The sequence below is a fragment of the Aeromonas sp. QDB18 genome (genome assembly GCF_027705325.1).
GTDB lineage: Bacteria > Pseudomonadota > Gammaproteobacteria > Enterobacterales > Aeromonadaceae > Aeromonas > Aeromonas caviae.
Genome location: NZ_JAPDBQ010000033.1, coordinates 22,017 through 31,559, shown reverse-complemented (window position 1 = coordinate 31,559; position 9,543 = coordinate 22,017). Strand labels below are relative to the sequence as shown.

Sequence of the window (9,543 nt, the reverse complement as noted above, 5' to 3'; positions counted from 1 at the left end):
CTCATGATGAACCCTGTTCCATGGCTCCAGATGACAAACATGATCTCATATCAGGGACTTGTTCGCACCTTCCCTAGCCTGATAAGTTCGCAGCAGTTTGTCGCTAATCTGGTGGTTGAGCATATGTTCGATCTCCAGCGGACTGGCTCCCAACTCGATGCCACAACAGTTCTTCATGCAAATGAACTAATGGATGGCCTCCACGTTAGCATTCATCCCCGCCAGACCTGGGGTGACTATCGCTGCCAGTGCCGGGGTCCATCCCCACCGCAGTGGTGAGCGATGGTTACTGCACCTGATCCCAAACTATTCCGGTGCCAAACTATCACTGTGCAAGTGCACTGGTCTGGTACGCAATGGCAGTTGCTCACCATCAGCAATGCCGGGGACTGGCCCACCATGAACCAGACACTCGATGAGATTTGCATTGACCCCAAACGCAGTTGCTTCTGACGCGGCCAGGCAGGACCGCTGCCGCTCACCGAGCAGCCTCGGGAGCTGTATTGTGTGCTGCCGTTCATACCCAGCCAAGGGGCGAATGTTAAGACTGAGACTGAGGTGGGGGGATGGCGGCATGTGAAGGATGCAACTAGCGGGGGGAATGGGGCCAATCTTGGTGCCATCTGGATTTTGTTAAATCATCAGACCCAGCAATGGCGCACCTTGCAGGCGACTATCACAAAGTTATCATCTCGTTGTTATAGTCGGCAGGTCTTTGCCTGCCGTGGTGATATAGGCCGGGGTCGGTGGCGCCCCGGCGGCTGGATCCCGCATCGTATTCACGCCGGTGGGGCTCAACCGGCCGGTTTCTGGGCCATCACATGGATGTAGCGCCCCAGGGAAACAAAGGGCTCCTGGCGGCAATATTGCTGCTCCATGGCCAGCAGGTCCTCGAACTTCTCGACCTGATCCTGCTTGTGGCGCATGTAGTCGTGGATGACACGCACCCCGGTCTTGCCGATGATCCGCAATCCCCCCCGGCCTATCCAGTCATAGACCTGCTCCGGCAACTGGGGATTGGTGGGTGTCAGGGCGGTCTGGCGTTTCTTGCGAAGGCCCAGGCGCACATAGTCAAAATTGCCCACCACCAGGCTCTGGAACAGGAGGCCGTGACGATTGTAAAAAAGCAGCGACAGTATGCCCCCTGCCTTGACGAAAGGGAACAGACCCAGCAAGGTCTGGCGCGGCTCGGCGAGCCACTCCAGTACCGCGTGACAGAGCACCAGATCGAAGGTGCCGGTCACCTGGTGCTTGAGATCCTGAATGGGGCAATGGATGAGACGAATTCTGTCTTCCAAGCCCTTCTGGGCGATCTGCTCCCGGGCCAGATCCAGCATTTCTGCCGACAAATCGCACAGCTCCACCTGATGGCCCATGGCCGCCAGTTTCTGGGCGAAGTAGCCAAAGCCGCCGCCGGCATCCAGGATGCGCAGCGGCCGGTTGCCCAGGCGCGCCAGGCAGGCTTCGATGTCACTCCAGACAATGGTGGTGCGAATGCGCCCCTTGGTGGAGTCGTAAATGTTGCGAGCGAACTTGTCCGCGCGCCCGTCAAAACTCTGATCTTGCTTCAAGACACACTCATCTTCGACCGCCCCGCCATGAGGGCCGCAGGAGGAACCACACAGGATTGGGCCACAGGAAAAAAGAGGGGTATTCTGTCACATCCCGAATTTGCTGAAAACTCAAGGACGTGTCTGTCGTGTTCGAGCTCAACTTCTTTGTCATCAAGAAATGGCTGGGCCATCTGTTGATGCCGCTCCCCTTCTCTCTCTCCTTGTTGGTGCTGGCGCTCGTGCTGCTCTGGTTCACCCGCTTTCAAAAAAGCGGCAGGCTGCTGGCGACCCTCTCCTTGGTGATCATCGCCCTGATGGGGACGCGGCCGGTGAGCTACGAGCTGGCCCGCAGCCTGGAGCAGACCTATCCCCCCTTCGAGGTGAGCCAGCATCCTGACATCCAGGCCATCGTCGTGCTGGGCAACGGTCATGTGAGCGATCCGGCCATCCCAGAGCGCGCCTGGCAAAACAACATCTCCCTGGCGCGCACCCTGGAAGGGGTTCGCCTGGCTCTGGCCTATCCAGAGGCCGAGCTGGTTTTCTCCGGCGCAGTGGCCGGGGATCCCCTGTCGAACGCCGAGGTCAACGCCCGCATGGCGGCCAGCCTTGGCATCCCGCGTGCGCGCATGACGTTGTTTGAAAACAACAAAGACACCCATGACGAGGTGGTCAGCATCGCCGCCCACCTCAACGGCAAGCGGGTGGCGCTGGTGAGTTCGGCCACCCACCTGCCCCGGGCCATGGCTCTCTATCGCAGTCAGGGACTCGATGCGGTGCCGGCTCCCACCGATTACACCGCCAAGCAGAGTCAGGAGCTGCAACCCCTCTACAGCTACCTCCCCAAGGGGCGTTATCTGATGTATTCCGAGGCTGCCATTCACGAGTGGATTGGGGTATGGTGGGCCCGTTTGCGTGGGCAGGTCACCGAGTGAGCAATCGCGCCTTGCATTCCTGATTTGGATCAGGAAAGCGAAAAAAAATTACGTCATTTGCCGCCGGGTCAGCTATCTTGGGCTCGGTTCAATTCATATAATGTTGCGCAATCAAATGCCTAGGAGATATAGAAGATGAGACAGCACCTGGTAATGGGTAACTGGAAACTGAACGGCACCAAGGCTTCTGTAGAAGCCCTGATCAAAGGACTGACCCCGGCCGCTGCCGCTCATCCTTCCGTGCAAGTGGCCGTCTGCCCGCCGGTTATCTTTTTGGGTCTGGTTGAACAGCTGACCGCCGGCAGCAAGATCGCCTACGGTGCCCAGAACGCCGACGTTCACGAGTCCGGCGCCTTCACCGGCGAAAACGCCCCCTCCATGCTCAAAGCCTTCGGCTGCACCTACTCCCTGGTCGGTCACAGCGAGCGTCGTACCCTGCACGCAGAGACCGACGATGTGGTGGCTGCCAAGTACGAAGCCATCCAAAAGGGCGGCCTGATCCCCGTGCTGTGCATCGGTGAAACCCTGGCCCAGTTCGAAGCCGGTACCACCAACCAAGTGGTCGAGACCCAGCTCAAGGCCGTGATCGATCGCTGCGGCATCGCCTCCTTCGAGAACGCCGTCATCGCTTACGAGCCGGTATGGGCCATCGGCACTGGCAAGACCGCCACCCCGGAGATCGCACAATCCGTGCATGCTCACATCCGTCAATACCTGGCCGGTTTTGATGCAGCCGTGGCTGCCAAGGTACAGATCCTGTACGGCGGCTCCGTGACTGGCGCCACCGCTGCCGACCTGTTCGGCCAGCCGGACATCGACGGTGGCCTGGTGGGTGGCGCGTCCCTGAAAGTGGACGACTTCTCCCAGATCATCGCTGGCGCCGCCAAGTAAGCGCCAAGCAAAGAGGGGCCCCGCCCCTCTTTGCATATCGCTTTCCTATGGACCCTCTCGCCATAGGAAAGCCGATATAGTAAAAGCGGCCAGCCGTATTATTCAGAATCTTGATTTTCGACAACTCAGATCCAGAGGCACTCATGACCAAACAAATCAAACGTATTGGTGTTTTGACCAGTGGTGGTGACGCACCGGGTATGAACGCAGCCATCCGCGCCGTGGTGCGCGCCGGTCTGCATCATGGCCTGGAAGTTTACGGCATCTATGATGGCTACCTCGGTCTGCACCAGGACCGTATCGTCAAGCTCGAGCGTCACAGCGTCTCAGACGTCGTGAACCGTGGCGGTACATTCCTCGGCTCCGCCCGTTTCCCCGCCTTCAAGGATCCGAAAGTCCGTGCCGAAGCGGTCGAAAACCTGAAGAAACACGGCATCGACGCCCTGGTGGTCATCGGCGGTGACGGCTCCTACATGGGTGCCAAGAAGCTGACCGAAGAGGGCTTCCCCTGCATCGGCCTGCCGGGCACCATCGACAACGACATCGCCGGTACCGACTTCACCATCGGCTTTGACACCGCCCTGAACGTGGTCGTGGACGCCATCGACCGCCTGCGCGACACCTGCAGCTCCCACCACCGCATCTCCGTGGTCGAGATCATGGGCCGCCACTGCGGCGATCTGGCCATGTCTGCCGCCGTTGCCGGTGGTGCCGAATACGTGATCGTGCCGGAAGTGGCCTTCGACAAGGAGAAGCTGCTGCAACAGATCAAGGAAGGGGAAGCCAAGGGCAAGAAGCACGCCATCATCACCATCTGCGAGCACGTCACCGACGTCAACGCCCTGGCGAAAGACATCGAGGCCATGACCGGCCGCGAAACCCGCGCCACCATCCTGGGTCACATCCAGCGTGGCGGTTCTCCTACTGCCCGTGACCGTATCATGTCCAGCCGCATGGGTGCCTTCGCCGTCGAGCAACTGCTGGCAGGCCAGGGTGGCCGCTGCGTCGGCATTCAGGGCAACGAGATGGTGCACCACGACATCATCGACTGCATCGAGAACCTGAAGCGCCCGTTCAACCAGGAGCTGTACGATCTCTCCACCACCCTGTTCTAAGGGCTGTGGTCTGACAAAAAACCCTCCTCTGGAGGGTTTTTTTATGCGGGCTCCTCACCCCCTACTCCCCCTGCGGGGGCCCGACTATCCACTGGCCACTATCGCCATGTCTTACCCCTAGCCCGGCGGCCCTGAGCCTCTGACCCCACGACCTTCTCCTTTACTTCTTTCCCCCGCTTTTCTGCTTGCTCACCTTGTTCGCGACGGGTCTGGATAAAGGCCTCGGTGCCGCAGTGCCACGGCCCTGCGCCAGGCCTCCCCCGTCCTTCATCCCATCACACTGGCACCATATAGCAACCCGGGTGGCCGACGATATCGCCCGCTTCCCCTGCGCGCGGGCCCAGTGGCTCGTCCCCCCAAGAAAACAGCGAAAAACGGGGCTTCCGGCCACCCAAGGCCCCATGAAGATCGAACCCCTATTTTCCCGCCTTCCCCCTTTCCTTACATGCTCCTTTGACGGCCGTTTTGTCGTTTTTCCGTACTCTTTTTGCTCCCATCCTGTTTGGGATGAGCAGAAAATTGAGCCTTCATCGGATAACCCTGGCTGGCAACAGCCTTGCAGACTGGGATTGGGACACGCGTCGTGAGAAAACATGACATGGGATGACAAAACCTGGCTATCGGCCACCAACTTCCCTATGACGACATCAATTGGCACATCCCGCAGGCCATTTTGATGCCGAAAATTGGAGATCACCACAAAGACCCCAATCGGAACCACAAAGAAAAGAGTCACAAGAACAACGTAACTCAATGTATTTAAAGACTTTAAATGCATCCACTTTCACTGGCATCACCATAAAACCCTTCTCAGGACAAAAAACGCCCTTAAACTTGGGAAAATGCGGCCATATTTCACCACTAAACCATTTTTGCCCCATAATTACATTTTTCGTTGTTTTATCGTTCTGTTGTGGTATCTTGGTTCCATCATGAGCCAACCAAGGGAGATAAAATCATGAAAGAGTTCGTAGTTACCGCCGTTTTCACCGTGTTTTTCACTCTGGTTGCCGTCTCCATGCCGTCGCTGGCACAGCTCTAAGTCGGTCAATCAGCCATCTGCCACCTCTGCACCAGAGGGGCGGTTCAAAAAACAGACTGCAATATGGGTTTTTGACGTGCTCTGGCAAAGGATGATGCCAAGCCATCATTGAGTGCGATCTGCGCACACAAAACGACCTCGTCGACATCCATGCCATCTTTCAAGGGGAGCCCGGGCTCCCCTTGTCGCATCTCCCCCTGCGGGATTTACTCTTGCCCCCCTGCCCGTCACAATGGCCGCTGGATTTGCCACGCAGGAACCACCATGACTCAGGATGCCTTGCGCCACTGGCGCCGCGACCTTCATCGTCACCCCGAAGCCGCCTGGTGTGAATTTCGCACCACCACCCTCATCGCCCAACACCTCAGTGAACTCGGTTTCTCCATCATGCTGGGGGATCAACTGCTCGCCAGCACCCTCATCATGGGACGGGAAATAGACGTCGAGGCCCAGAAGGCCCGCGCCCTGCAACAGGGGGCGCATCCGGAGTGGCTGACGCGGATCGACGCACTCACCGGCGTGATGGGACTCTGGGAGAGCGGGCGCCCCGGCCCCACCCTGGCGTTTCGCTTCGATATCGATGCGGTGGAGGTCGAAGAGAGCCAGGAGGCGTCACACCTGCCCGGCCAGGGAGGCTGGCACTCCGCCAACCCGGGCTGGATGCACGCCTGTGCCCACGACGGTCACACCGCCATCGGGCTGGTGCTGGCCGAGCGGATCGCGGCCCTCGCCGATCGCCTCACTGGCCGCATCAAGCTCTTCTTCCAGCCGGCTGAAGAGGGCTGCCGAGGCGGCAAGGCGCTCGCGGCAGGGGGGCAGCTCGACGACGTGGACGCTCTGCTGGCACTGCACATCGGCATTCACGCGAGCAGCGGTGAGCTGGTGGTCAACCCCACCGAGTTTCTCTGTTCAACCAAATTCGACGTGGAGTTCATGGGGCAAGCCGCCCATGCGGGGCTCGAGCCCAACGCGGGCCACAATGCCCTGGCAGCGGCCTGCATGGCCACCACCGCCATGCTCGGCATTCCCCGCCATCGGGACGGCATGACCCGCATCAACGTGGGGCAGCTCAACGGCGGCAGTGGACGCAACGTCATCCCGGGCCATGCCCGCCTGATGGGGGAGACCCGTGGCGCGACGCCGGCCCTCAACGACTACATGTTCAATCAGGTGCAGCAGATTGTGGAGGGGGCGGCCCTGATGCAGGGCGCGACCTACCACATTCGCAAACAGGGGGAAGCGATCGGCATCGAGAACAGCCCAGCCCTCATCGAGGAAATCGTGCCTCTCGCACAGGGGAATTCCCTTGATACCATCCACACCCGCCGCTTCGGGGCCAGCGAGGATGCCGGTTTCCTCATCGAGCGGGTACAGCAGCACGGCGGCGAGGCCGCCTATCTCATCCTGGGAGCCAACCTCGCGGCCCCCCACCATCATCCGGAGTTCGACTTCGACGAAGCCGTGCTGGCCCCCGGAGTGGCCTTGCTGGAGGCCTGGCTGCTCGCCCGCCTCGGCCGCTAGCAGACGCCGGATGCAAACAAGGCAGCCCATGGGCTGCCTTGTTTTTTTACACCCTTGCGGGCATAGGGGACCTACTCTCCCAGCACGATCGCGCAGAGATGGGCGAAGTGGTGGATTTCGTGGGTCGCCTCGCACGGACCTGTCTCCCGTCCCGGGTTGTACCAGCAGGTGGCAAGCCCCTGGGCGGCGGCACCGGCGATGTCGGTCTTGGGATTGTCCCCCACCATCAACACCCGCGCCGGGCTCGGCTGACCCATCTGCGCCAGGGCATGCTGGAAGATGGCCGCCGCCGGCTTGGTCACCTGCACCTCGTCAGAGATAACGAGAGGCTCAAACCAGCTGTTCCAGCCCAGTTTGTCGAGGCGCCCGCGCTGGGGCAGGCTGAAGCCGTTGGTGATGATCCCCATTCTGACCTTGCTCTTCAGGGCCTGCAGGGTCTCCTCCACCCCCTCCAGCGGCACGCTCAGGGCGATGATCTGCTGCAGGAAGGTCTCGTTCATCGCCATGGGCGCCACGTTGACCTGCTCGGCAAAGAGCGAAAAACGGGTCTGCTGCAGGTGGGTGGCGTCAATCTCCCCTGAGTTGTACTGCTGCCAGAGCCGCTGGTTGAGGGCATGGTACTCCGCCATCTTGGGGGGAGTCGGCGCCACGCCGTAGATCTGCAGGGTCCGCTCCAGCGCCCTGGCGACCGGAAAATCGAGCAGGGTTTCGTCCAGATCGAACAGCACCCAGTCATAACTTGCTTGTTTCACGCTTGTCCTTATTGATTGTGCTTGGCCACGTTGTCATGCGTCGGGCGCACCCATCCCCAGAGGGCTGTCGAGCAGGGTCAGGGTCAGCCTGACACCAAAGCCGGTTACCTCGCTGCCCACCACGCCATTGCCCCCCTTGTTGCGAAAACCACTCAGGTCGAGGTGCAACCAGGGAAGCTCGGCGGGCACGAAGCGCGTGAGAAAACGGGCGGCATCGATGTGATCCGGGGAGGCGCCCGGCGCGCACTGTAACAGATCGGCCCACTCGCTATCGAGGTTGTCATCGTAATCCTCGTCCAGGGGGAAGGGCCAGACTCGCTCCCCGCTCTGCTGTCCCAGCGCTATCAGCGTGGTGAGCCACTCGGGGCGGTTGGTGAAGGCGCCGCTGTAACGGCTGCCGAGCGCCCGTTTGCAGGCGCCGGTCAGGGTGGCGTAGTCGATCAGCAAGTCGGGTTTGTCCCCGGCCGCCAGGGTCAGGGCATCCGCCAGCACCATGCGACCCTCGGCATCGGTGTCCACCACTTCGATGGTGGTGCCGTTCAGCGCAGTCACCACCTCACCGGGCCGGAAGGCCTGCGGGCCGATGTGGTTCTCAGCGATGGCGAGCCAGCAGTGCACCTCAATGGGGAGTTTCGCCCGGCTGATGGCCAGCAGTGTGCCAAGGGCCACCGCGCTGCCCCCCATGTCCAGGTGCATGCCATACATGCTGCCACCGACTTTCAGGTTGTAGCCACCGGAGTCGTGGCAGATCCCCTTGCCCACCAGCGCGACGCGGCGCACCGGGTTGGCCGGACAGTAACTGAGCCTGACGATGGCGGCCTGACCGTCCGCCGAACCACGGGCCACCGCCAGGAAGGCGCCAGCCCCCTTCTGTGCCAGGGTCGTCTCATCAAACTCCTGCCACTGCCACCCCTCCTGCTGCGCCAGCTCCCGGGCATAGGCCCGGTAATGACGGGCATTGAGCTCGGACGCTGGCAGCACCGCCAGGTGGCGAGCCAGACCATTGCCTTCGGTTTCTGCGCTCAGGCGGGCCATGTCCAGCTCGCAAGGGGGGGAAAGTTGCAACTGCTGATAACCCGGTCTTGTCGCCTCACTTCGTTTCTGGGTCGGCAGGGTCACATCGGCGGCGAGCAGGCAGGCGAGCACCACCCTTGCCAGTTGCGCGCGATGCTCATCGTCAAAGCCCTCCAGATGGAGCGCCAGGTGCGTCGCCTTGAGGCCCGCCAGCGAGCCCACCCAGCTGCGCACCTGCTTGTAGAGCCGATGATCCAGGACCGGGCGGGCATCCATGAAGATCACCCGTTGCAGCCCCTGACTGTCGTCAAGGGAATAGGGGGCCTTCTGACCCAGGGCTATCTGGGTTGCCACGGCGGCAAAGGGAGGCGTCGCCAGCAGGGTATCGCGCGCTGAGTCGGCAATGAGCAGGAGTTTGACGGCAGCCGACCCTGCCATTACTTCGGCGAGGGAGGTGTTCTGCATCGTGATTTGGGGAGAAGAATAGCTAAAAGGGGTCATCACAGGGTGCGGCCTCATCCATGAACAGAAAGCAGGATGATACCGAACAAATGGCGAGAGGGATCGGAAAAACACACATTATTGTGTGCAAGCAACAGATGCTGGAGGTAATCAGAGAGGTAATGCAGAAGAAAATCAGTCAGAAGTTGGTTGCGGGGGCCGGATTTGAACCGACGACCTTCGGGTTATGAGCCCGACGAGCTACCGAGCTGCTCCACCCCG

7 protein-coding genes and 1 tRNA gene are annotated in these 9,543 nt (G+C 60.7%); 4 read left to right on the top strand and 4 right to left on the bottom strand.

Going from position 1 to position 9,543, the window contains the following annotated elements; genetic code table 11:
- Positions 1–794 precede the first annotated feature (794 nt).
- On the bottom strand, positions 795–1,571 hold the full coding sequence (cmoM, locus tag OKC30_RS07625; RefSeq protein WP_039040723.1) for a tRNA uridine 5-oxyacetic acid(34) methyltransferase CmoM: 777 nt from the start codon (positions 1,569–1,571) through the stop codon (positions 795–797).
- A 128-nt stretch (positions 1,572–1,699) separates the two neighbouring features.
- Here cmoM and elyC point away from each other — a divergent pair, with 128 nt between their 5' ends.
- The 4 genes from elyC to OKC30_RS07605 all read left to right on the top strand — a co-directional run bounded on the left by elyC (position 1,700) and on the right by OKC30_RS07605 (position 7,054).
- Positions 1,700–2,485 carry an envelope biogenesis factor ElyC gene (elyC, locus tag OKC30_RS07620; protein WP_160837414.1) on the top strand — a complete coding sequence of 262 codons (786 nt, stop codon included), beginning with the start codon at positions 1,700–1,702 and terminating at the stop codon, positions 2,483–2,485.
- 135 nt (positions 2,486–2,620) lie between these two features.
- On the top strand, positions 2,621–3,376 hold the full coding sequence (gene tpiA, locus OKC30_RS07615) for a triose-phosphate isomerase (protein ID WP_029314576.1): 756 nt from the start codon (positions 2,621–2,623) through the stop codon (positions 3,374–3,376).
- 143 nt (positions 3,377–3,519) lie between these two features.
- Entirely contained in the window at positions 3,520–4,491 is a 972-nt protein-coding gene (pfkA, locus tag OKC30_RS07610) for a 6-phosphofructokinase (protein ID WP_010674852.1), read from the top strand.
- Between the two features lie 1,306 nt (positions 4,492–5,797).
- A complete protein-coding gene (locus tag OKC30_RS07605; RefSeq protein ID WP_160837396.1) occupies positions 5,798–7,054 on the top strand; it encodes an amidohydrolase in 1,257 nt (418 codons plus the stop codon).
- Between the two features lie 71 nt (positions 7,055–7,125).
- Here OKC30_RS07605 and yjjG read toward each other — a convergent pair whose 3' ends face one another.
- The 3 genes from yjjG to OKC30_RS07590 all read right to left on the bottom strand — a co-directional run bounded on the left by yjjG (position 7,126) and on the right by OKC30_RS07590 (position 9,543).
- Entirely contained in the window at positions 7,126–7,806 is a 681-nt protein-coding gene (yjjG, locus tag OKC30_RS07600) for a pyrimidine 5'-nucleotidase (protein ID WP_010674855.1), read from the bottom strand.
- A gap of 33 nt (positions 7,807–7,839) precedes the next feature.
- The gene (locus OKC30_RS07595; protein ID WP_160837398.1) at positions 7,840–9,324 is read right to left on the bottom strand and encodes a M17 family metallopeptidase; all 1,485 of its coding nucleotides are present in this window, start codon (positions 9,322–9,324) and stop codon (positions 7,840–7,842) included.
- 144 nt (positions 9,325–9,468) lie between these two features.
- Positions 9,469–9,543: transfer RNA gene (locus OKC30_RS07590), tRNA-Met, on the bottom strand.